The organism is Geodermatophilus sp. SYSU D00525 (assembly GCF_054050475.1).
This window is the reverse complement of the sequence record NZ_JBJGZK010000011.1, coordinates 52,329-74,134: the sequence shown is the minus strand read 5'-3', so window position 1 is coordinate 74,134 and position 21,806 is coordinate 52,329. Positions and strand designations below refer to the sequence as shown.

17 protein-coding genes and 1 tRNA gene are annotated in these 21,806 nt (G+C 76.0%); 15 read left to right on the top strand and 3 right to left on the bottom strand.

Translation table 11 applies throughout. The features are described from left to right. Nucleotides 1-20: 20 nt before the first annotated feature. Genes ACI796_RS11840 through ACI796_RS11825 form a run of 4 tightly spaced genes read left to right on the top strand, consistent with a single transcriptional unit; the run spans nt 21 to nt 4,737 of the window. Nucleotides 21-1,307 (top strand): acetyl-CoA C-acetyltransferase, encoded by a 1,287-nt coding sequence (locus ACI796_RS11840; RefSeq protein ID WP_456941427.1) that lies wholly within the window; start codon nt 21-23, stop codon nt 1,305-1,307. A gap of 13 nt (nt 1,308-1,320) precedes the next feature. Continuing rightward, nucleotides 1,321-2,655: a 3-oxoacyl-ACP reductase gene (locus ACI796_RS11835; RefSeq protein WP_456941426.1), complete on the top strand. Its 1,335-nt coding sequence runs from the start codon at nt 1,321-1,323 to the stop codon at nt 2,653-2,655. Continuing rightward, entirely contained in the window at nt 2,655-3,506 is an 852-nt protein-coding gene (locus ACI796_RS11830; RefSeq protein WP_456941425.1) for a MaoC family dehydratase, read from the top strand. Before ACI796_RS11835 ends, ACI796_RS11830 begins: the two co-directional genes overlap by 1 nt. Before the next feature lie 16 nt (nt 3,507-3,522). Next, nucleotides 3,523-4,737, top strand: coding sequence for an acyl-CoA dehydrogenase family protein (locus ACI796_RS11825; protein WP_456941424.1), 1,215 nt, complete (start codon nt 3,523-3,525; stop codon nt 4,735-4,737). 21 nt (nt 4,738-4,758) lie between these two features. Here ACI796_RS11825 and ACI796_RS11820 read toward each other — a convergent pair whose 3' ends face one another. Then, complete coding sequence (locus ACI796_RS11820; protein WP_456941423.1) at nt 4,759-5,940, bottom strand: hydroxymethylglutaryl-CoA reductase; 1,182 nt, start codon at nt 5,938-5,940, stop codon at nt 4,759-4,761. A 123-nt stretch (nt 5,941-6,063) separates the two neighbouring features. Between ACI796_RS11820 and ACI796_RS11815 the strand changes: the two genes are divergently transcribed. After that, nucleotides 6,064-6,879, top strand: coding sequence for a glucosamine-6-phosphate deaminase (locus ACI796_RS11815; RefSeq protein WP_456941422.1), 816 nt, complete (start codon nt 6,064-6,066; stop codon nt 6,877-6,879). On the opposite strand, the gene nagA is transcribed toward ACI796_RS11815, so the two are convergent. Beyond that, nucleotides 6,842-7,966 carry an N-acetylglucosamine-6-phosphate deacetylase gene (gene nagA / locus ACI796_RS11810; RefSeq protein ID WP_456941421.1) on the bottom strand — a complete coding sequence of 375 codons (1,125 nt, stop codon included), beginning with the start codon at nt 7,964-7,966 and terminating at the stop codon, nt 6,842-6,844. The genes ACI796_RS11815 and nagA overlap by 38 nt on opposite strands. A 123-nt stretch (nt 7,967-8,089) precedes the next feature. Here nagA and ACI796_RS11805 point away from each other — a divergent pair, with 123 nt between their 5' ends. The 7 genes from ACI796_RS11805 to ACI796_RS11775 all read left to right on the top strand — a co-directional run bounded on the left by ACI796_RS11805 (nt 8,090) and on the right by ACI796_RS11775 (nt 16,298). Next, on the top strand, nt 8,090-9,877 hold the full coding sequence (locus ACI796_RS11805; RefSeq protein ID WP_456941420.1) for a glycoside hydrolase family 2 protein: 1,788 nt from the start codon (nt 8,090-8,092) through the stop codon (nt 9,875-9,877). An 83-nt stretch (nt 9,878-9,960) separates the two neighbouring features. Next, a complete protein-coding gene (locus ACI796_RS11800; protein ID WP_456941419.1) occupies nt 9,961-11,490 on the top strand; it encodes an ABC transporter substrate-binding protein in 1,530 nt (509 codons plus the stop codon). Then, nucleotides 11,487-12,431: an ABC transporter permease gene (locus ACI796_RS11795; protein ID WP_456941507.1), complete on the top strand. Its 945-nt coding sequence runs from the start codon at nt 11,487-11,489 to the stop codon at nt 12,429-12,431. The genes ACI796_RS11800 and ACI796_RS11795 overlap by 4 nt, the downstream gene beginning before the upstream one ends. Further along, nucleotides 12,428-13,366 (top strand): ABC transporter permease, encoded by a 939-nt coding sequence (locus tag ACI796_RS11790; RefSeq protein ID WP_456941418.1) that lies wholly within the window; start codon nt 12,428-12,430, stop codon nt 13,364-13,366. Before ACI796_RS11795 ends, ACI796_RS11790 begins: the two co-directional genes overlap by 4 nt. Then, entirely contained in the window at nt 13,363-14,382 is a 1,020-nt protein-coding gene (locus ACI796_RS11785) for an ABC transporter ATP-binding protein (protein WP_456941417.1), read from the top strand. Before ACI796_RS11790 ends, ACI796_RS11785 begins: the two co-directional genes overlap by 4 nt. After that, nucleotides 14,379-15,446, top strand: coding sequence for an ABC transporter ATP-binding protein (locus ACI796_RS11780; protein WP_456941416.1), 1,068 nt, complete (start codon nt 14,379-14,381; stop codon nt 15,444-15,446). The genes ACI796_RS11785 and ACI796_RS11780 overlap by 4 nt, the downstream gene beginning before the upstream one ends. Nucleotides 15,447-15,545: 99 nt before the next feature. After that, nucleotides 15,546-16,298 (top strand): MIP/aquaporin family protein, encoded by a 753-nt coding sequence (locus tag ACI796_RS11775; RefSeq protein WP_456941415.1) that lies wholly within the window; start codon nt 15,546-15,548, stop codon nt 16,296-16,298. Between the two features lie 72 nt (nt 16,299-16,370). Here the strand turns inward: ACI796_RS11775 and ACI796_RS11770 are convergent, their stop codons facing one another. Then, on the bottom strand, nt 16,371-18,158 hold the full coding sequence (locus ACI796_RS11770; protein ID WP_456941414.1) for a helicase-related protein: 1,788 nt from the start codon (nt 18,156-18,158) through the stop codon (nt 16,371-16,373). Between the two features lie 272 nt (nt 18,159-18,430). Here ACI796_RS11770 and ACI796_RS11765 point away from each other — a divergent pair, with 272 nt between their 5' ends. The 3 genes from ACI796_RS11765 to ACI796_RS11755 all read left to right on the top strand — a co-directional run bounded on the left by ACI796_RS11765 (nt 18,431) and on the right by ACI796_RS11755 (nt 21,759). Then, nucleotides 18,431-18,946 carry a hypothetical protein gene (locus ACI796_RS11765; RefSeq protein WP_456941413.1) on the top strand — a complete coding sequence of 172 codons (516 nt, stop codon included), beginning with the start codon at nt 18,431-18,433 and terminating at the stop codon, nt 18,944-18,946. A gap of 60 nt (nt 18,947-19,006) precedes the next feature. Further along, nucleotides 19,007-19,093 (top strand) — tRNA-Ser (locus tag ACI796_RS11760). Between the two features lie 89 nt (nt 19,094-19,182). Beyond that, nucleotides 19,183-21,759 carry an EAL domain-containing protein gene (locus ACI796_RS11755; RefSeq protein WP_456941412.1) on the top strand — a complete coding sequence of 859 codons (2,577 nt, stop codon included), beginning with the start codon at nt 19,183-19,185 and terminating at the stop codon, nt 21,757-21,759. The last annotated feature ends 47 nt before the right edge of the window (nt 21,760-21,806 follow it).

Sequence of the window (21,806 nt, the reverse complement as noted above, 5' to 3'; positions counted from 1 at the left end):
CTGTGACCCCGGAGGTCCTCATGAGCTCGCCCCAGCCCCGGCGGGCCGCCGTCCTCGGCGGCAACCGCATCCCGTTCGCCCGCTCGAACTCCCGCTACGCGCAGGCGTCCAACCAGGACATGCTCACCGCGACGCTGGACGGCCTGGTCGCCCGCTTCGGGCTGCAGGGCGAGCAGGTGGGCGAGGTCGTCGCCGGCGCCGTCCTCAAGCACTCGCGCGACTTCAACCTCACCCGCGAGTCGGTGCTCGGCTCGACGCTGTCGGCCGCGACCCCGGCCTACGACGTGCAGCAGGCCTGCGGCACCGGCCTCGAGGCGGCGGTGCTGGTCGCCAACAAGATCGCCCTCGGCCAGATGGAGTCGGGCATCGCCGGCGGCGTCGACACCACCTCCGACGCGCCGCTCGCCGTCCACGAGGACCTGCGCCGCGTGCTCATCCGGCTCAACTCCGCCAGGACCCTCGGCCAGCGGCTCAAGGCCCTGCGCGGCCTGCGCCCCGGCCAGCTGGTGCCCGAGATCCCGCGCAACGCCGAGCCGCGCACCGGGCTGGCGATGGGCGACCACGCCGCCCTCACCGCCGAGGAGTGGGGGATCGGCCGCGAGGAGCAGGACGAGCTGACCGTCCGCTCGCACCGCAACCTCGCCGCCGCCTACGACCGCGGCTTCCTCGACGACCTGGTCACCCCCTACCTGGGCCTGACCCGCGACCAGAACCTGCGGCCGGACACCTCGCTGGAGAAGCTCGCGAAGCTGGCGCCGGTCTTCGGCGAGGGCCCCGGCGCCACGATGACGGCGGGCAACTCGACGCCGCTCACCGACGGCGCCTCGGCCGTCCTGCTGTCCTCCGACGAGTGGGCCGCCGAGCACGGGTTCCCGGTGCTCGCCCACCTGGTCGACGCGCAGACCGCGGCCGTGGACCACGTGCACGGCGGCGAGGGCCTGCTCATGGCGCCGGCCTACGCGATGCCGGTGATGCTCGCCCGCAACGGCCTGACGCTGCAGGACTTCGACTTCTACGAGATCCACGAGGCGTTCGCGTCCACCGTGCTGTCGACGCTCAAGGCGTGGGAGGACCCGGCGTTCTGCAAGGAGCGGCTCGGCCTCGACGCCCCGCTCGGCGCGATCGACCGGGACCGGCTCAACGTGAACGGCTCGTCGCTGGCGGCCGGGCACCCGTTCGCCGCCACCGGCGGCCGCATCGTCGCGACGCTGGCCAAGACCCTGCACGAGGCCGGTCCCGGCAAGCGCGGTCTCATCTCCATCTGCGCGGCCGGCGGCCAGGGCGTCGTCGCGATCCTCGAGTCCTGAGCAGGAGGCTCCCGTGAGCGACTGGTACACGACCTTCGCCAACTCCGGCGTCGGCTCGACCGTGGTGGAGCAGCTCGGCCTGCCCCGGCCGGCGGTGCTGCGCCGGTACGAGCCCGGGCAGCCGCTGCTGCCCGGCCCGGCCCTGGTGGGGACGGCGGGGGAGGGCCGGCTGGGCGACACGCTGGCCGCCGTCCTCCGCGACGCCGGCGTGACCGTGCCGGGTGGCGACGACGAGCGGCCGGCCGCCGTCCTGCTCGACGCCACCGGGCTGACCGGGCCCGGGCAGCTGGCCGCGGCGCACGCCTTCCTCGCCCCGGCGGTCAAGCGGCTGCGGCCCACCGGCCGGGTGCTCGTGCTCGCCGACCCGCCCGCGGCCGCGGACTCCCCGGCGCAGGCCGCGGCCCGGCAGGCCCTGGAGGGGCTGGTCCGGTCGGTGGCCAAGGAGCTCCGCGCGGGCTCCACGGCCAACCTCGTGCACGTGCCCGAGGGCGCCGAGGCGTCGGTCGCGAGCCCGGTGCTGTTCTTCCTGTCCGGGCGGTCGGCCTACGTCGACGGGCAGGTGCTCACCGTGTCGGCGGCCGAGGTACCCGCGGACGAGGACCCGGTGCGCCCGCTGCAGGGGAAGGTCGCCGTGGTCACCGGCGCCGCGCGCGGCATCGGGGCGGCGATCGCCCGGGTCGTGGCCCGCGACGGCGCGCACGTGGTCGCCGTCGACGTGCCCGCCGCCGGGGAGTCGCTGGCCGCGGTGGCCAACGAGGTCCGCGGGACGGCGTTCCAGCTCGACATCACCGCCCCCGACGCCGCCGAGCGGCTGGTCACCCACCTGCGGGAGCGGCACGGCGGGGTCGACGTCGTCGTGCACAACGCCGGGATCACCCGGGACAAGCTGCTGGTCAACATGGACGCCGCCCGCTGGGAGTCGGTCATGGCGGTCAACCTCCAGGCGCAGCTGGACCTCACCCGCGCGCTGCTCGACGCCGAGGGCCTGCTGCGGCCGGGCGCCCGCGTGGTCGCGGTGAGCTCGCAGTCCGGGATCGCCGGCAACCGCGGGCAGACGAACTACGCGGCGAGCAAGGCCGGCGTCATCGGGATGGTGCGGGCGTGGGCGCCGGAGTTCGCCGCGCGCGGCGCCACGATCAACGCCGTCGCGCCGGGTTTCATCGTCACCGAGATGACGGCGAAGATGCCCTTCGGCACCCGCGAGGTCGGCGCCCGGATCAACTCGCTGCAGCAGGGCGGGCTGCCGGTCGACGTCGCCGAGACGATCGCCTGGCTGTCCTCGCCCACGGCCGCCGGCGTGAACGGGCAGGTCGTGCGCGTGTGCGGCCAGTCGATGCTGGGCGCCTGATGGTCACCGTGCTGGAGTCGGCGCCGTCGATGGCGCCACTGTTCGTCCGGGCCGCGCTCACCGCGCGGGGCCGCGGCGGGGACCTGCCGGGCACCCGGCTGGCCCGCCGCGGCGTGACCGTGGACCCGGCCGAGGTGGCCGCCTACGCCCGCGTCTGCCGGTTCCCGCTGGCCGATGCGCTGCCGGTGACCTTCCCGCACGTGCTGACCTTCCCGCTGCAGGTCGCGCTGATGAGCGACCGCGCCTTCCCGCTGGCGCTGCCGGGCCTGGTGCACGTCCGCAACCGGATCGACGTGCTGCGGCCGGTCGGGCTGGGGGCGGCCCTCGACCTGGAGGTGTGGGCCGAGCGGTTCGCCGTCCACCCGCGCGGCGCGACCGTCGACCTCTGCGCGTCGGTGTCGGCCGGCGGCGCCGAGGTGTGGCACGGCCGCTCCACCTACCTGGCCCGCGGGGCCCGGCCGCCCGAGGGTGCGCCGGCGTCCGACGTCGACGTGACCGTCGGCGACGTGCCCGCGGGGACCATCCGCTGGCGGGTGCCGGGCGACGCCGGCCGCCGCTACGCCCGGGTCTCCGGCGACGTGAACCCGATCCACCTCTCCGCGCTGACCGCCCGGGCCTTCGGCTTCCCGCGGGCGATCGCGCACGGGATGTGGGTGGAGGCGCGGGCGCTGGCCGCGCTGTCGGGCCGGCTGCCCGGGGCGCTCACCGTCGACGTCGGCTTCCGCCGCCCGCTGCTGCTGCCCTCGACGGTCACCCTGGCGACCGCGCCGGCCGACGGCGGCTGGGACCTCGCGCTGCGCAGCGCCAGGAGCGGGTCCGACCACCTCGTGGGCACCGTCCGCCCGCTCTGACCGGAGGAGACGCACCGTGGCCGTGTCGTTCGCGCTGACCGAGGACCAGGTCGAGCTGCAGCAGTGGCTGCACGGGTTCGCGGCGGACGTCATCCGTCCCGCGGCCGCCGAGTACGACGAGCGCGAGGCCTTCCCGTGGGAGGTCCTCCAGGAGGCGGCGAAGACCGGGATCTACTCGATCGACTTCTTCGCCACCCAGTGGTTCGACGAGTCCGGCCTCGGCATCCCGCTCACCATGGAGGAGCTCTTCTGGGGGGACGCCGGGATCGGGCTGGCGATCGTCGGCACCACGCTGGCGGCCGCGTCCGTGCGCGCCAACGGCACCGACGAGCAGGTCGGGCAGTGGATCCCCGCCATGTTCGGCACCGAGGCCGAGCCGAAGGTCGCCGCGTTCTGCTCGTCGGAGCCCGACGCCGGCTCCGACGTCGGGGCGATGCGCACCCGGGCGGTCTACGACGAGGCGACCGACGAGTGGGTGCTCACCGGCACCAAGACCTGGGCCACCAACGGCGGCATCGCCGACGTCCACGTCGTCACGGCCGTCGTCGACCCGGAGCTCAAGGCGCGCGGCCACGCCAGCTTCGTCGTCCCGCCGGGGACGAAGGGGCTCTCCCAGGGGCAGAAGTTCCTCAAGCACGGCATCCGTGCCTCGCACACCGCCGAGGTCGTCCTCGACGGGTGCCGGGTCCCCGGCGACTGCCTGCTCGGCGGCCGCGAGCGGCTCGAGGAGCGGCTGGCCCGGGCGCGGGAGGGCCTGCGCAGCGGCCGCACCCAGCCGTCGATGGCCACCTTCGAGCGCACCCGGCCCGGCGTCGGCGCCCAGGCGGTCGGGGTGGCGCGGGCGGCCTACGAGTACGCACTGGACTACGCGAGGCAGCGGGTGCAGTTCGGCCGGCCGATCATCGAGAACCAGGCGATCGCCTTCGTGCTCGCCGACATGAAGACGTCCATCGACGCCGCCCGGCTGCTGGTCTGGCGGGCCGCGTGGATGGCGCGCACCGGCCAGCCGTTCACCTCCGCCGAGGGCTCGATGAGCAAGCTGGTCGCGGGCGAGACGGCGGTGCGGGTGACCGAGCAGGCCATGCAGGTCCTCGGCGGCAACGGCTACACGCGCGACTACCCCGTCGAGCGCATGGCCCGCGACGCGAAGATCTACACGATCTTCGAGGGCACCTCGGAGATCCAGCGGCTGGTCATCGCCCGGACGATCTCCGGCGTCCAGATCCGCTGAGCCGGGGTCCGCCGAGCCGGGTCAGCGGTTGCGGCCCAGCGCGTCGTGGCTGGTGACCCAGTCGCCGGCGAGGATCGCCGAGGTCAGCGAGACGTCGCCGGCCAGCACCACGCCGGCGCAGATCTCGGCGAACTTCTGCACCTTCCCGGAGCCGTAGCAGCCCAGCAGCTCCAGGCACTCGCGCTGGGTGGGCAGCCCGGTCCCGCCGCCGTAGGTGGCCACGATCAGCGACGTCAGCGTGGTCGACCAGTAGTAGTCGCCGTTCTCCAGCAGCTGGGTGTAGGTGACCCCGGAGTGCGACTCGCTGACGTTGGCCACGTCCTGCCCGGTGGCGATGAACAGCGCGGTCAGCCCGTTCGCCGCGTGCGCGCCGTTGTAGGCCGCCCCGGACATGAACGACCCGACCATGCCGATCTGCCGGTACTCGAACAGGTCCCGCGTGTCGACGCCGGTCAGCCGCCGCAGCACCTCCCGGGGGATGGTGGCCTCGGCGACGACGCGCTTGCCCCGCGTCATCAGCATGTTGATCTGCGAGTGCTTCTTGTCGGTGTCGATCGCCCCGGACAGCACGAAGCGCGGGTGGTCGGGGTGGTTCTCCCGGATCCACTCGCAGGCGGCCAGCGTCGCCTTGCCGGTCATGTTCTGCCCCGCGGCGTCGCCGGTCGTGTAGTTGACCCGCAGGTACCGCAGCGGCCCGATCTGGTGCTGGCCGATGTAGGTCAGCCGGCCCGAGCGGGTGGTGGCCTCGGCGGCGGCGCGGATCTCGTCGAGGTGCTCGTCCACCCAGCGGCCGAACTCCCGGGCCTGCAGGGCGTCGTCGAGGATGAACGCCGGGGCCCGCTGCATGTGGTCGTCGACGACGGTGGTGCGGATGCCGCCGCTCTCGCCGAGCACGCGCATCCCGCGGTTGTAGCTGGCCACCAGCGTGCCCTCGGTCGTGGCCAGCGGGACGAAGAAGTCGCCCTGCGCGTGCTCGCCGCGCAGGGTCAGCGGGCCGGCCAGCCCGATGGGCACCTGGGCGACGCCGGTGAAGTTCTCGACGTTGCCGGGCAGGACGGCGGGGTCGAAGGAGTACTGGCGGACGTGGTCGAGGCCGGCGCCGGTGCGCTCGGCGACGAAGGCCTGGCGCTTGTCGGCCATCTCGCGGGTGTAGTCGTGCTCGCGGTCACGGGGGATGCGGGTGCGGTGGTCGCTGTCGGTCATCGGGCACCTCGGACTCGGATGCGGATTCGGCCCCCAGTGTGATCCGGATCACGGCCGGACGCGAGGCGGAGTGGTCGGCCGGCGCTCCCGTCGGGCCCGTGGGCGCGGTGGGACAGTGGCCGGGTGGAGGTGGTCGTCCTGCCCGGGCCGGACGACGTCGCCCGGGTCGCCGCCGACGTGGTCGCCGACGTCGTCCGGCGCCGGCCCGCCGCCGTGCTGGGCCTGGCCACCGGGTCCTCGCCGGTCGGCGTCTACGCCGAGCTCGCCCGCCGGGTCGCCGCCGGGGAGCTGGACCTCTCCGGCGTCAGCGGGTTCGCGCTCGACGAGTACGTGGGGCTGCCGGCCGGGCACCCGCAGCGCTACGCGGCGGTGATCGCCCGCGACGTCACCGGCCCGCTGGGCCTGGACCCGGCGCGGGTGCACGTCCCCGACGGCGGCGCGGCGGACCTGGATGCGGCGGCGGAGGAGTACGAGCGGGCGATCGCCGCGGCCGGCGGCGTGGACGTCCAACTGCTCGGGATCGGCGCCAACGGGCACATCGGTTTCAACGAGCCGGCGTCGTCGTTCGCCTCACGCACCCGGCTGACGACCCTCGCGCCGCGCACCCGCGCGGACAACGCCCGCTTCTTCGCCTCGCCCGACGAGGTGCCGCTCCACGGACTCACCCAGGGGCTCGGCACGATCCTCGAGGCGCGGCGGCTGCTGCTGGTCGCGCAGGGCGGCGCCAAGGCGGAAGCGGTCGCGGCCGCCGTCGAGGGGCCGCCGGCCGCCGACTGCCCGGCCTCGGCGCTGCAACTGCACCGGCGGGCGACCGTCGTCGTCGACGAGGCGGCCGCCGCGCGGCTGACCCGGCTCGACCACCACGGCACGCCCACGCGGCAGAGCCGCCCTGGCAGTGGCCCTAGCGGATCCGGCGGCCGGCCACCCAGACGGCCGTGACGGACCGGTCCGCATCCAGGGCGACGAGGTCCGCGGCGGCGCCGGGGGCCAGCCGGCCCAGCCGGTCGCCGAGGCCGAGGACCCGCGCCGGGGTGGCGGTGAGCGCGGTGACCGCGGCGACCGGGTCGACTCCCGCGGCGAGGGCGGTGCGCAGCGCGGCGTCCTGGGTGAGCGTCGACCCGGCGAGGGTGCCGGTGCCGGCGAGCACCGCCCGGCCGCCGCGCACGGTGACCGCCTGCCCGGCCAGCCGGTGGTCGCCGTCGCCGGCGCCGGCGGCGGCCATCGCGTCGGTGACCAGCGCGACCCGGCCGGGCGCGCCGGCCACCAGCAGCCGCGCGACGACGGGGTGCACGTGCACGCCGTCGAGGACGAGCTCCAGGGTGACCCGCGGGTCGGCCAGCGCGGCGCCGACCGGGCCGGGCTCGCGGTGGTGCAGGCCCGGCATGGCGTTGAGCGCGTGGGTGAGCAGCCGGGCGCCGGCGTCGAACGCGGCCGCGGCGAGCGCGGCGTCGGCGTCGGTGTGCCCGACCGCGACGACGACGCCGGCGGCGGTGAGGTCGCGGACCGCCTCCAGCGCGCCGGGCAGTTCGGGGGCGACGGTGACCTGGCGCAGCGTGCCGCGCGCCGCGGTGAGCAGCCGGTCGACGGCGTCCGCGGTGGGCGCGCGCAGGTGGCGGGGGTCGTGCGCGCCGCAGCGGGCGGGCGCGAGGAACGGGCCCTCGAGGTGGGCGCCGAGCACGGTGGGGTCCGCGGCGGCCACCTCAGCGATGGCCGCCAGGGACGTCTCCAGCCGGTCCAGCGGCGCGGCCACCAGGCTGAGCACCGAGCGCGTGGTGCCCGCGGCGCGGTGCACGGCCAGCGCGGTGCGGATCGCGTCGGGGCCGTCGTCGAACGCCGCGCCTCCGCCGCCGTGCGCGTGCAGGTCGACGAAGCCCGGGGTGAGCTCCGCGCCGGCCAGGTCGACGGTCTCGCCGGAGTCCGGCGGCGGGCCGGTGCCGGTGGCGGCGATGGTGTCGCCGTCGAGGAGCACCCAGCCGCCGTCGGTCACCCCGCCGGCGTCGCGCAGCCGCGCGCCGGTCAGCAGCACACCGGGATCCTCCTCCACACGGTGCGGCCGACGGCGTCCGCGGCCTGCGCGAGCGGCGCCCGCGTCGGCACCCGGCGGTGGCCGTGCCGTGCGGGGGCCGCCCCGGTCCGGTGAGGTGGGGGCGTGCCCGTCGCCGACGACCCGACCGCCCACCCCCGCCCCCTGCTGCGCCGGCCCTGGCGCTCGCTCGACGGGGACTGGCAGTTCGCGGCGGACCCGGACCTCGCCGCCACGCCCGGCACCGTCCGCTTCGAGCGCACGATCCGCGTCCCGTACGCCCCGGAGACCCCGGCCAGCGGCATCGGGTGGACCGGCCCGCTGCCCCGCGCCTGGTACCGCCGCCCGCTGCCCGGCCGGCAGGGCGACCGCCGCACGGTGCTGAACCTCGGGGCAGTGGACCGCGTGTGCGACGTCTGGGTCGGCGGCGCGCACGTCACGCGGCACGAGGGCGGCTACACGCCCTTCCGGGTCGACGTCACCGACTCCCTCGGCGACGGCGCCGACCTCCTCGTCCGGGCCGACGACGACCCCCGCGACCTCGAGGCGCCGCGCGGCAAGCAGGACTGGCGCGACGAGCCGCACGAGATCTTCTACCCGCGCACCACCGGCATCTGGCGCACGCCGTGGCTGGAGTCCGTGGCGCGGGAGCACGTCACCGACGTCGTCTGGCGCGGCGACCCCCGCACGCTGCGCGTCGACGTCCGGGTGGAGATGTCGGTCCCGGTCACGGGCGCCCGGCTGCACCTGCGCCTGTGGGCCGGCGACCGGCTGCTGGCCGACGACGCGGTCCGGGTCGACGGCGCGGTCGTCGAGCGGACGCTGCGGGTCGGCGACGGCGGCACCGACGACCGCTGGCACCTGACCTGGGAGCCCGGCTCGTCCCCGGTGCTGATCGACGCCGAGATCGCGCTGGTCCGCGACGACGGCGAGGTGCTCGACGAGGTCGCGAGCTACACCGCGCTGCGCTCGGTCGAGGTCGACGACGGGCGCCTGCTGGTCAACGGCCGTCCCGTGCCGCTGCGCCTGGTGCTCGACCAGGGCTACTGGCCGCACACCGGCGCCACCCCGCCCGACGTCGCCGCGCTGCGCCGCGACCTGGAGCTCACCCGGGCGCTGGGCTTCACCGGCGCCCGCAAGCACCAGAAGACCGAGGACCCGCGGTACCTCGCGCTCGCCGACCGCATGGGCCTGCTCGTGTGGGCCGAGATGCCCGCCGCCTACCGCCCCGGGCCCACCTCGGCCGCCCGGCTGCTGCGCGAGTGGGCCGACGTGGTGGTCGCCCACCGTGGGCACCCGAGCGTGGTCGCGTGGGTGCCGCTCAACGAGTCGTGGGGCGTGCAGGAGGCGGCCGCCGACCGGGCCCAGCGCGGCCTGGTCACGGCCCTGGCCGCCACCGCCGACGCGCTCGACGGCACCCGCCCCGTCTCCGCGAACGACGGCTGGGAGGCCCTCGGCGGGAGCGTCCTCGGCGTCCACGACTACGAGCAGGACCCGGCGGTGCTCGCCGCCCGTTACGCCACCGCCGCCGACCTCGAGCGCCTGGCGACGGGACGGCGTCCCGACGGCCGGCTGACCGACCTCGACCGCGCGGGCGTCGCCGGCCGCGCCGTCGTCCTGTCCGAGTTCGGCGGGATCGCGCTGAACGCGGGGCGCTCCGACCCCGACCACACCCGGCCGTGGGGCTACGCCGACGCCCGCTCCCCGGAGGACCTGCTCGCCCGCTACCGCGACCAGTGGGCCGCCGTGCACGCCAGCACCGCCCTGGCCGGCGCCTGCTGGACCCAGCTCACCGACACCTACCAGGAGGTCAACGGGCTGCTGACCGCCGACCGGGTGCCCAAGTGCGACGTCGAGGCGATCCGCCGGGCCACCACCGGCGCGACGTGTGACGGCCGGGTCGAGGGAACGTGACGATCACCGTCTCGAACTGCGGGGACGGAGAGAGAGGGCCAGGGTCGGGGACGGAGACGTCACCGAGCCCCCCGGAGGTCCCCGTGCGCACGAACCGGCTCCTGCCCCTGGCCGCGGCGGCGGCCCTCGTCCTCTCCGCCTGCGGCGGCGGGGAGAGCGTCGACACCGGGGGAGGAGGGGGCGGCGGAGGAGGCGACGACGTGCTGGTCGCCGCGGTCAGCGCCGAGCCCGACCAGTTCGACCCGCACGTCACCAACGCCTACGCGAGCTTCCAGGTGCTGGAGAACGTCTACGACACCCTCGTCGTCCCCAGCGCCGAGGACCTCACCATGCAGCCGAGCCTGGCCGAGTCGTGGACGACCAGCCCCGACGGGCTGGCCTGGACGTTCACCCTCCGCGAGGGCGTGACCTTCCACGACGGCAGCGAGTTCGACTCCGCCGACGTCGTCTACAGCTACCGGCGGATCATCGACGAGGACCTGTCCAACGCCTACCGCTTCGCCACGGTCGCCGACGTGCAGGGGCCCGACCCGCGGACCGTCGTCATCACCCTGACCCGGCCGACGCCGAACCTGCTCGAGCTGATCGGGTCGTTCAAGGGCATGGCGATCGTCTCGGAGAACGCCGCCGAGGAGTTCGACCTGCAGAGCGAGGCCAACGGCACCGGCCCGTTCCGGCTGGAGAGCTCCGACGCCAACGCCACCACGCTCACCACGTTCGACGAGTACTGGGGCGGGGCGCCGGGCATCGACGGCGTCGAGTTCCGCTACGTCTCCGAGCCCAGCTCCGCGCTGACCGCGCTGCGCAACGGCGAGGTCCAGTGGACCGACAACGTCCCGCCGCAGAACGTGGCGGACCTCGAGGACGACGAGGCGGTCGAGCTCGGCTCGGTCACCAGCGTCGAGTACTTCTACCTGTCGATGAACTACGCCGTCCCGCCGTTCGACAACCGGGACGTGCGCCGCGCGATCGCCACCGCGCTGGACCGCGACGAGATCACCCAGGCCGCCCGCTTCGGTGCCGCGCAGCCCAACCAGACGGCGATCCCGCAGGGCAGCCCCTGGTACCTGGACTACGCGCCGTTCACCCCGGACGAGGAGGCCGCCCGGCAGCTGCTGGCGCAGGCCGGCGTGCAGACGCCGCTGACGATGGGCCTGATGGTCACCGACGAGTACCCCGAGACGGTGGCCGCCGCCCAGGTGATCGCCAGCGAGCTCGAGCCGATCGGCATCCAGGTGGAGATCCAGGAGGAGGACTTCGCCACCTGGCTGGACCGGCAGGACCAGGGCGACTTCGACGCCTTCATGCTCAGCTGGATCGGCAACGTCGACCCGGCCGACTTCTACGAGAACCAGCACCTGTCCACCGGCGGCAGCAACTACCAGGGCTACAGCAACGCGCAGGTCGACGACCTGCTGACCCGCGCCGCCACCGAGCCGGACCAGGCGACCCGCAAGGGCCTCTACGACGAGGCCGCGCGGATCATCGTCGACGACGTCAGCTACCTGTACCTCTACAACCCCGACGAGGTGCAGGCCTGGGTGCCCGGGCTGACCGGCTACCAGGTGCGGGCGGACTCGGCGATCGAGTTCGAGAACGTGGAGCTGCCCTGAGCGGCTACCTGCTCCGGCGGGCCGGCCAGGCGATCGTCGTCCTGGCCGGTGTGAGCGTCCTGGTCTTCTCCCTGATCCACCTCGTGCGGGGCGACCCGATCCGCCTGGCCCTCGGCACGAGGTACTCCCAGGAGACCTACGACGCCCTGCGGGAGCGCAGCGGGCTGGACCTCCCCCTGGTCCAGCAGTACCTCACCTGGGCCGGGCGGGCGGTCACCGGTGACCTGGGGGTGAGCTTCCGCAGCGGCGAGACGGTCACCTCGCTGATCGCCGAGCGGCTGCCGGCGACGCTGACGCTGGCCTTCGCGTCGCTGCTGGTCGCGCTGGTCATCGCGCTGCCGCTCGGGATGCTCTCGGCGCTGCACCCGCGGTCGTTCGTCGACCGGCTGGCCACCGTCGTCAGCCAGTTCGGCATCTCGGTGCCCGACTTCTGGCTGTCGATCATGCTGATCCTGGTGTTCGCGGGGACGCTGGGCTGGCTGCCCTCGGGCGGCTACGTCCCGCTCACCGAGGACCCCGTGGGTTGGGCGCAGCGGCTGGTGCTGCCCGCGATCGCCACCGGCGTCGTCTCGGGCTCGGTGCTCACCCGGTTCGTCCGGTCGAGCATGCTCGAGGCGCTGGGCTCCGACCATGTGCGGACGGCGCAGGCCAAGGGCGTCCCGACCCGGCAGGTGCTCACCTGGCACGTGCTGCGCAACGCCCTGCTGCCGCTGGTCACCGTCACCGGCGTGCAGCTGGCGTACCTGCTGTCCGGCGTCGTCGTCGTGGAGATCGTCTTCTCCTGGCCGGGGCTGGGGCAGCTGGCCTACCAGGCGGTGCGCGACCGGGACTTCCCCGTGCTGCAGGGCGCCGTCCTGCTGTTCGCGCTGGTGTTCCTGGTCATCAACCTGCTGGTGGACCTGCTCTACAGCCGCATCGACCCGAGGATCACCCGCCGATGACGCAGCTGCCGACGCCGGGCGCCACCCCGGCCGCCCCGCCGCCCGCCGAGCCCCTGCCGACGGCGGCCCCGCCGCGGCCGCGCTGGCGGGAGACCCTCGGGCTGCTCGCCCGCAACCCGACCGCCGCCGTCTCCGCGGTCGTGCTGGTCCTCATCGTGCTGGTCGCCGTGTTCGACGAGACGCTCGCGCCCGACGGCCCCAACGAGCAGGACCCCTCGCTCCAGTTGCAGCCGCCGAGCTGGGATCACCCGTTCGGCACCGACGAGTTCGGCCGCGACGTGTTCAGCCGGGTGATCCTGGGCGCGGCGACGTCGCTGCGCGTGGGCTTCCTCTCCGTCGCGTTCGCCCTCGTGATCGGCACGCTCATCGGGCTGCTCGCCGGTTTCTACGGCCGGTGGGTCGACGACACGCTCATGCGGCTGATGGACGTGCTGTTCGCCTTCCCGGCGGTGCTGCTGGCCATCGCCATCGTGGCCATCCGCGGCGCCGGGCCGGCCAACGCCATCCTCGCGATCGGCATCGTCTACGTGCCGATCTTCGCCCGGGTCACCCGCGCCAGCGTGCTCGGCGTGCGCGAGGAGGTCTACGTGCGGGCCTCGCGCTCGGTCGGCGCCTCGGACTGGCGGCTGGTCACCCGGCACGTGCTGCCCAACGCCGCACCGCCGATCATCGTGCAGACCTCGATCAGCCTGGCCTTCGCGGTGCTGGCCGAGGCGGCGCTGTCCTTCCTCGGCCTGGGCCCGCGCCGGCCCAACCCGTCGTGGGGGCTGATGCTCGCCGACGGCCGCGGCTTCATCGAGCAGGCCTGGTGGTACACGGTCTTCCCGGGCCTGGCGATCGTGATCACGGTGCTGTGCTTCAACCTGCTCGGCGACGGGCTGCGGGACGTCCTCGACCCCCGGCAGCGCACCCTCATGGCCGGAGGCGGCCGGTGAGCGCGCTGCCCGAGACCGCCGCGGAACCGGTCCTGGAGGTGCAGGACCTGCGGGTGGACCTGCGCACCCCGCGCGGGACGGCGCACGTGGTCAACGGCCTGAGCTACACCGTCGGGCCGGGCGAGACGGTCGCCGTCGTGGGGGAGTCGGGCAGCGGCAAGAGCGTGTCGGTGCTCGCGCTGATGGGCCTGCTGCCGGCGCGGACGGCGACGGTGACCGGGCGGGCCCTGCTGCAGGGCGAGGACCTGCTCACCATGTCCCCCGACCGGCTGCGGCAGGTCCGCGGGCCCGGCGTCGGCATGGTCTTCCAGGACCCGATGACCTCGCTCAACCCCGTGCTCACCGTGGGCCGCCAGCTCACCGAGGGCATCCGCGCGCACGGGGCGGTGTCCAAGGCCGAGGCCCGGGCGCGCGCGGTGGAGCTGCTCGCCGAGGTGGGGCTGCCCGACCCCGGCCGCGCGGTGGACCGCTTCCCGCACGAGCTGTCCGGCGGCATGCGGCAGCGGGTGGTCATCGCGATCGCGCTGGCCAACTCGCCGTCGCTGCTCGTCGCCGACGAGGCGACGACGGCGCTCGACGTCACCGTGCAGGCGCAGATCCTCGACCTGGTCGAGCGGCTGCAGGCCGACCACGGCACCGGCGTCATCTGGATCACCCACGACCTCGGCGTCGTCGCCGGCATCGCCGACCGGGTGCTGGTCATGTACGGCGGGCGCTGCGTGGAGGACGGCACGGTCGACGACGTCCTCGAGCGGCCGGTGCACCCCTACACCCGCGGCCTGCTCGGCGCGCTGCCCGACCTCGCCGCCGGCGGCGGTGGCGACCTGGCCACCATCCCCGGGACGCCGCCCCCGCCCACCGACCTGCCCGCCGGCTGCGTGTTCTGGCCGCGCTGCCCGGTGCGCGGCGACGCGCGCTGCGAGACCGAGCAGCCGCCGCTGGCCGTCGTCGGGTCCGGGCGCGACGGCCTGCCGCACCGGGCGGCCACGTGGTGCGCGGAGGAGGAGGCGTCGTGACCTCGACGACGGAGCGGGAGGTCCTGGTCTCCGCCCGGGGCCTGGAGGTGCACTTCCCCGTCCGCTCGGGCGGGCTGGTGCGCCGCACCACCGGCGTGCTGCGCGCCGTCGACGGCGTGGACCTCGACGTGTACCGCGGCGAGACGCTGGGCCTGGTGGGGGAGTCCGGGTGCGGGAAGTCCACGCTGGGCAACGCGCTGCTGCGGCTGGTCCCGCCCACCGGTGGCACGGTCACCTTCGACGGCACGGACGTCACGGCCATGGGCAGGCGGGAGCTGCGCGAGCTGCGGCGGCGGGCCGGGATGGTGTTCCAGGACCCGTTCGCCTCCCTCGACCCGCGGCGCACGGTGGCGCAGACGGTGGCCGAGCCGCTGGAGGTGCACGGCCTGCACCCGGGGCGGCAGGCGCGGGCCGCGCGGGTGCGCGAGCTGCTGGAGCTGGTCGGCCTGGACCCGGCGGTGGCCGCCCGCTACCCGCACGAGTTCTCCGGCGGCCAGCGGCAGCGGGTCGGCATCGCCCGCGCGCTGGCCGGCGAGCCGGACTTCCTGGTCTGCGACGAGGCGATCGCCTCCCTCGACGTCAGCGTGCAGGCGCAGGTGCTGAACCTGCTGCGCCGGCTGCAGCGGCAGCTCGGCCTCACGCTGCTGTTCGTCTCGCACGACCTGTCGGCGGTGCGGCACGTGTCCGACCGGATCGCGGTGATGTACCTGGGCCGGGTGGTCGAGGTGGGGCCCGCGGCCGCCGTCGCCGCCGAGCCGCAGATGCCCTACACGCGGGCGCTGCTGTCGGCGGTGCCGGTGCCGCACCCGGCGCTGGAGCGGTCGCGGCAGCGGATCGTGCTGCGCGGCGACGTCCCCTCGCCGGCCCGGGTGCCCAGCGGCTGCCGGTTCCGCACCCGCTGCCCCGACGTCTTCGAGCCCTGCCCCGACGTCGACCCGGCGCTGCAGCCGGTCGGCTCCGCGCCGGGGCACGTCGCCGCCTGCCACCTGCACGGCGTCGTCGGGGAGCCGGTGGAGCGGGAGCGGCCCGACGAGCCGGTCACCGCGGGCGACCCGGCGACCTGACCTGCGGCCCCCCGGTCGGCCGTTTCGCCCGTGCGGGATGAGGGCACGGGCGGACGACCGCAGCCACGCGGGCCGTGCCGATCGACCGGGGATCCGACGATGGCAGCGAGCAGCACCGGCCGGAGGGCCGCGGCCACCGGCCTGTACGGGAGCAGGATCGACGACAGGGTGGGGCGCACCGCCCTCACCGAGCTGGTCGGGACGGCAGTCCTCGTGTTCGTCGGGACCAGCACCGCGGTGGCCACGCCCGCCACCGGCAACCCGGTCTACGACCTGCTGGCCGTGGTGCTGGCCTTCGGCCTGGTGCTCACCGCGCTCGCCGCGGCCCTGGGCCACGTGTCGGGCTGCCACCTCAACCCGGCGGTGACGCTGGGGCTGGCCGTGACCCGGCGCTTCCCCTGGCCCGCCGCCGGCGCCTACGTCCTCGCCCAGCTCGTCGGCGCGGTCGTCGGCGCGGCGGCCACGTGGGCGGCCTACGGGCAGGCGGGCCGGGACGAGGGGCTGCTCGGCGCGACGACGCTGCAGCCGGGCGTCTCGGCCGGCCGGGGCTTCCTCGTCGAGGCGCTGGTGACCTTCGTCCTGGTCCTCGTCGTGGTGTCCGTCGCCACCGACGAGCGCGCCCAGGCCGCGATCGCGCCGGTGGCCGTCGGGTTCGCGCTGGCCGCGGGCGTCTTCGTCGCGGGGCCGCTCACCGGCGGGGCGGTCAACCCGGCGCGCGCCTTCGGCCCGGACCTGCTGGCCGGGGAGCTCTCGGCGCTGTGGATCTACCTGCTGGCTCCGCTCGTCGGCGGCGTCCTGGCGGCAGTCGTCTACGACCGGCTGCTCGCCCCCGCCGAGCCGCCGGAGGCCTGACGCCCCGCCCCCGGGCGAGAACGCGCCAGGCGCCCCCTCCGGACGGCGGAGGGGGCGCCCGGCGCGTGTTCGTCAGCCGCGGCCGGTGCGGGTGGGGCGCCGGCCCTGCCGGGAGCCCGAGCGGGGAGCCCGCCGCCCGTCCCGGCCGCCGGGGCGAGGGTGCCCGTCGCGGCCGCGGCCGCGCGGTGCGCTGCACGGGCGGCAGGTGGAGAACCACGGGGCGATCGCGGTGCCGCACTCGACGCAGGCGCTGGACCGGCTCACCGCGATCGCGTCGGGCAGCAGCTCGCTGATCGCCTCGGCGCACTCCTCCTCGACCCAGGCGGCGTCGTCGGCGTCCAGGTCCGCGACGCCGGGGAACTGCCGCAGCAGCGCCTGGGCGTCGCGGGCGGCCGCGGCGGCCTGCTCGAACTCCTCGACGCTCCCGCCGACCGGGACGTCGGGCAGCACCAGCTCCGGCCGCACCGGCAGGCCCGCGGCGTGCCGCAGCGCGGCGCGGGCGAGCACCAGCCAGCGGGTGCGCCGCGGCGGCTCGTAGTCGATCGGCAGCTGCACCAGGCGCCAGACGGTGCGCAGGTCGCCGACCGCGCCGAGCGGCCCGCGCAGCAGCGGCAGCAGCGCCCGCACCCGCAGCACCAGCTCGCCGACGTCGTCCGGGGTCATCGCCCGGTCGCTTGTGGCCGTGCGGGCCCAGGACTCCCAGCGGACCAGGGCCTCGGGCAGGTCGGCCGCCTCGACGGCGCCGAGGTCCTCGAGCTCCGGGCGCAGGCGCGCCCCGCGGGCCGGCAGGTCGCTGACCTGCTCGCCGCGGGCCACCTCGGCGCCGACGGCCACGAGCGCCGCCGACGCCCGGAGTCCGGGCACGCCGGCCAGGACGCCGACCGTCCCGTGCCCGGTCAGGCCGTAGCGGCCGGCCCGCCCGGCGATCTGGGCGGCCTCCCAGCTGCGCAGCGGCCGCAGCTCGGTGCCGTCGAACTTCGTCGTCTCGGCGAACAGCACGGTGGTGGCCGGGACGTTGATGCCGTGGCCGATGACGTCGGTGGTGACGAGGACGTCGAGCTCGCCGGTGGTGAACCGCTCGATGACCTCGCGGCGGGTGGCCGGCGGCAGCGCGCCGTAGAGGACGCCCACCTTCCCCGGCCGGTGCCGGTCGAGCTCGGCGGCGACGGCGTAGACGGTCTTGCGGGAGAAGGCGACGACGAGGGTCTGCGGGCGCACGCGCGGGGTGCGCACCGGCGCGCGCAGGACGTCGAGCCGGGACAGCCGCCGGTGGTGGACCACCTCGACCTCGCCGGCGTCGGACACCAGCGGCGCCAGCTGCGGGTGCGCCTCGGCCGCCGAGACCAGGTGCATCTCGCGGTACTCGCCGGTGAGCAGCAGCCGGGCCCAGTGGTGCCCGCGGTCGGCGTCGGCGATCCAGTGCGACTCGTCGAGGACGAGCAGCTCGCCGCGCATCGGCGCCTTCTCCACCGTGCAGCAGAGGATGTCCGCCTGCGGGTGGATCTCCTCCTCGCCGGTGGACAGGCCGACGGCGCCCTCGGGCAGGCCGGCGGCGAGCTTGGCGTAGGCCTCGTGGGCGAGCTGGCGCAGCGGCGCGGCGTAGACGCCGGAGCCGGTGGCGGCCAGCGCCTGCAGCGACTCGTACGTCTTGCCCGAGTTGGTCGGGCCGAGGTGGAAGACGACCCGCTGCGGCGGGGTCGCGCGGACGGGCAGCTCGGGTGCGGCGCCCTCGACCCACAGCTGCTGGGCGCGCCGCTCGGCGCGGGCGGCCTCACGCCGGGCCTCACGCTGGGCATCGCGCTCGGCCGCGCGGTCGGCGGTCGGCGGGAGGGGAGGGCGCCCGTCGGCGGGGCGCCGCACCCGGCGGCGGGTGGACGGCGGGGGAGCGGTCTCGGGCAGGAGGTGTCCTCGGATCGGCGTGCGGGGCGGGTCGACGCGACGGGGTCGCGGACCGGGTCGGAGGGACAACACCGGCCGGTCCCGGATCATGCCCGCCGTCGCCTCACCGGAGTCTCATCCGGCTCTCATCCGCCCTGCCCCGCACCGCCCTAGCGTCGGCCTCCCGCGGACAGGCGGGAGCCGAGCGCACCAGGGAGGCCGAGATGTCACGGACGGTCGCGAGGAGGACGAGGGTGGTGGCGATCGGGCTCGGCGCGCTGGCCGGACCCCTGATGGTGGCCGGCGTCGCCGGCGCGGATCCGGACACCGCCCTCTGGGACGCGCCTGCGCAGATCCCCCCGGCGAACCCCTCGACGGTGACCTCGGAGCTGCTGGCCCGCGGGTCCGCGGGGGAGTTCCGGCTCGTCGACACCGAGGCCGGGATCAACCTCGCCGTCACCGAGCCGACCGACGTCGCCGTGGTCCGGGCCACCCTGCCGCCGCACACGTCCACCGGCTTCCACACGCACCTCGGACCGTCCGTGGCCGTCGTCGTGAGCGGCACGCTGCGGATGGTCGAGCCCCCGCACCACGCCGGGAACGGCTGCACGGAGGAGACCTACCCGGCCGGCACCGCGTTCGCCCACCCGTCGGGGGTGCACACCCTGGCCAACGACGGCGACGAACCCGCCGTCTTCACGATCACCTACCTCGTGCCGGAGGCGGCGACCCCGGCACCGGTGCTCGTCGACCCGCAGCCCCGCTGCTGACGCCCCGGCGGCGCGGCCGGGTGGGTCCTCCCGGGAGGCCGGGTTAGCCTCGACCTGCCGGGAGGGCTCGCCTAGTGGCCGATGGCGGCGGTCTTGAAAACCGCTATGGGGTCAAACCCATCGTGGGTTCGAATCCCACGCCCTCCGCTCGCGCGCCGACCGGCGCTGCGCACCCCTCCCGTCCCCTAACGTGCCCTCCGCACGGAGATCCGAGTCGGACCGGTCCGGGGAGTGGCATGAGCGGAGGTGGGGCGCCGGGGGACGACGCGGCGCCGGGGGACGACACCGCCGGCGACGGTGTGCCCGAGGACCCGGTCCTCGCGCTGGCCCGCAGCCGGCGCTGGCTCGCCGAGGCGCAGCGGCTGGCCGCGATGGGCAGCTGGGAGTGGGACGTCCGCACCGGCGCGGTGACCTTCAGCGACGAGCTGTTCGCCGTCTACCGGCTCGACCCCGCCGTGGTGACGCCGACCTTCGAGATCTGCATGCAGATGGTCCACCCCGACGACCGGGGCCGCGCCGAGCAGGCCATCCTCTCCGCGCTGGGTGCGGGCGGGGTGTTCGACTTCGACCACCGGGTGGTCTGCGGCGACGGCGCGCTCATCTGGGTGCGTGCCCGCGGGTCGGTCACCCGGGACGAGGCGGGGAACGCCGTGCTCCTGGTCGGCACGGCGCAGGACGTCACGGAGCGGGTGGCGATCGAGGCGCGCCTGCAGGAGAGCGAGCGGCGGCTGCTGGAGGCGCAGCGGGTGGCGCGGCTGGGCCGGTGGGACTGGGACGTCGTCACCGACACGGTCACCTGGTCCGACGAGATGTACCGCATCTTCGGCGTGCCGCCGGACGCGCTGGTGCCCACCGTCGGGGGCTACCTGGCGCGGGTGCACCCCGACGACCGGGCCGAGCTGGTGCAGCTGCTCGCCGACGTCCGCGCCGGCCGCGAGGAGTACGGCCTCGAGCACCGGGTGCTGCGCGCCGACGGCAGCACCGGCTGGGTGGCCTGCCGCGCCGCCGTCGAGCGGGACGGGAGCGGCGCGGAGGTGCGCGTCCACGGCACCGCCACCGACGTCACCGAGCGCAAGGCGGCCGAGCTGGCGGCCGCCCGGGCCGCCGCGGAGCTGGCCGGGCAGGCCGAGCAGCTGCGCCGGCTGGCGTTCACCGACCCGCTCACCGGGCTGGCCAACCGGGCGCTGTTCGCCGACCGCCTGGCCCACGCCCTCGAGGCGCGCTCGCCCGCCGGGGTGAGCGTGCTGCTGGTCGACCTCGACGACTTCAAGGACGTCAACGACGTGCTGGGCCACCAGGTCGGCGACCGGCTGCTGGTCGAGGTCGCCGACCGGCTCACCCGGTGCGTCCGGCCCGAGGACACGGTCGCCCGCCTCGGCGGGGACGAGTTCGCCGTCGTCCTGGCCGAGGCCGACCACGGCGAGCAGGTCGCCCGGCGCATCGGCGCCGCCCTCGACGCCCCGGTCCGGTTCGGCGACCGCCAGGTGGTGCCCAGCGGCAGCATCGGCCTGGCCCGCAGCGCCGGGGGTGAGCACGTGCCCGCCGAGGTGCTGCTGCAGCAGGCCGACATCGCGATGTACGCCGCCAAGCAGGCGGGCAAGGGCCGGCACGCGGTCTTCGACCCGACCATGTCGACGGCGGTCCTCGCCCGCGCGGACGTCGAGAGCGGCCTCCGGCAGGCGCTCGAGGACGACGGGTTCGTCGTGCACCTGCAGCCGCTGGTCGACGTCCGCACCCGCGCGGCCACCCGGGTCGAGGCGCTGGTGCGCTGGCCACGCCCCGGCGGCCTGGCGCTGCCGGCCGACTTCCTGCCGGTCGCCGAGCGCAGCGGGCTGGTGCGCGAGCTCGGTCAGCAGGTGCTGCGCACCGCGTGCTCCGGGCTGTCCGGCTGGCTGTCCGCGGACCCGCGCCGGTCGGTGTCGGTCAACGTCTCGCCGGTGCAGCTGCGCGAGCCGGACTTCGCGACGGCGGTCCTCGGCATCCTCGCCGGCACCGGCGTGCGCCCCGGGCAGGTGCTGCTCGAGGTGACCGAGACGGTGTTCCTCGAGGCCGCGCCCCGGGTGGTCGGTCAGCTCGACGAGCTGCGGGCCGCGGGCATCCGGGTGGCCATCGACGACTTCGGGACCGGCTACTCCTCCCTGGGCCGGCTGCAGGCCCTGCCCGTCGACGGGATCAAGATCGACCGGTCGTTCGTGCAGCAGATCGGCGACGGCGCCGACGACCAGCCGGTCCTCACCGCCCTGGTCACGCTCGCGCACTGCCTGGGGCTGGAGGTCACCGCCGAGGGCGTGGAGACCCGCGTGCAGGCGACCCGGCTGGTCGAGCTCGGCGTGGACCACCTGCAGGGCCACCACCTCGCCCGCCCGGTGCCGCCCGAGGACCTGGCCGGCGCGGTCGCCGCCGCCGGCGCCGCCCTCGGGACCGCGGGGGACCGGTCCGCGGGGCCGGGGCGGGAACCGGTCGTGCTGCTCGTCGCGCCCGAGGACGCCCGCAGCCGGACGCTGCGCGGCGTCCTGCTGCGCGACGGCCTCGCCGTCACCGTGCCGGGGGTGGCGGCGCCGGAGGCCGACGCGGTCCTGCTCGTGACCGGCCGGGGGGAGGACGCCGTCGACCGGGTGGCACGGCTGGGCGCCGCGCCGGGGACCGCCGTCCTCGTGCTCTGCGACGACGCCGACCGGGCCACCCGGGCGCGGCTGCTGGTCGCCGGCGCCGACGACGTCCTCGTCGACCCCGACTGCTGCCCGCCCGGCCTGGCGGACCGGCTCCGCGCGGCGGTGCGGACGGCGGCCGGCGAGGCGCGCCGGCGTGACTGACCCTGCGGGGGGTGCGCGGCGCGTCCCGGGGACACGCCGGGGGAGTC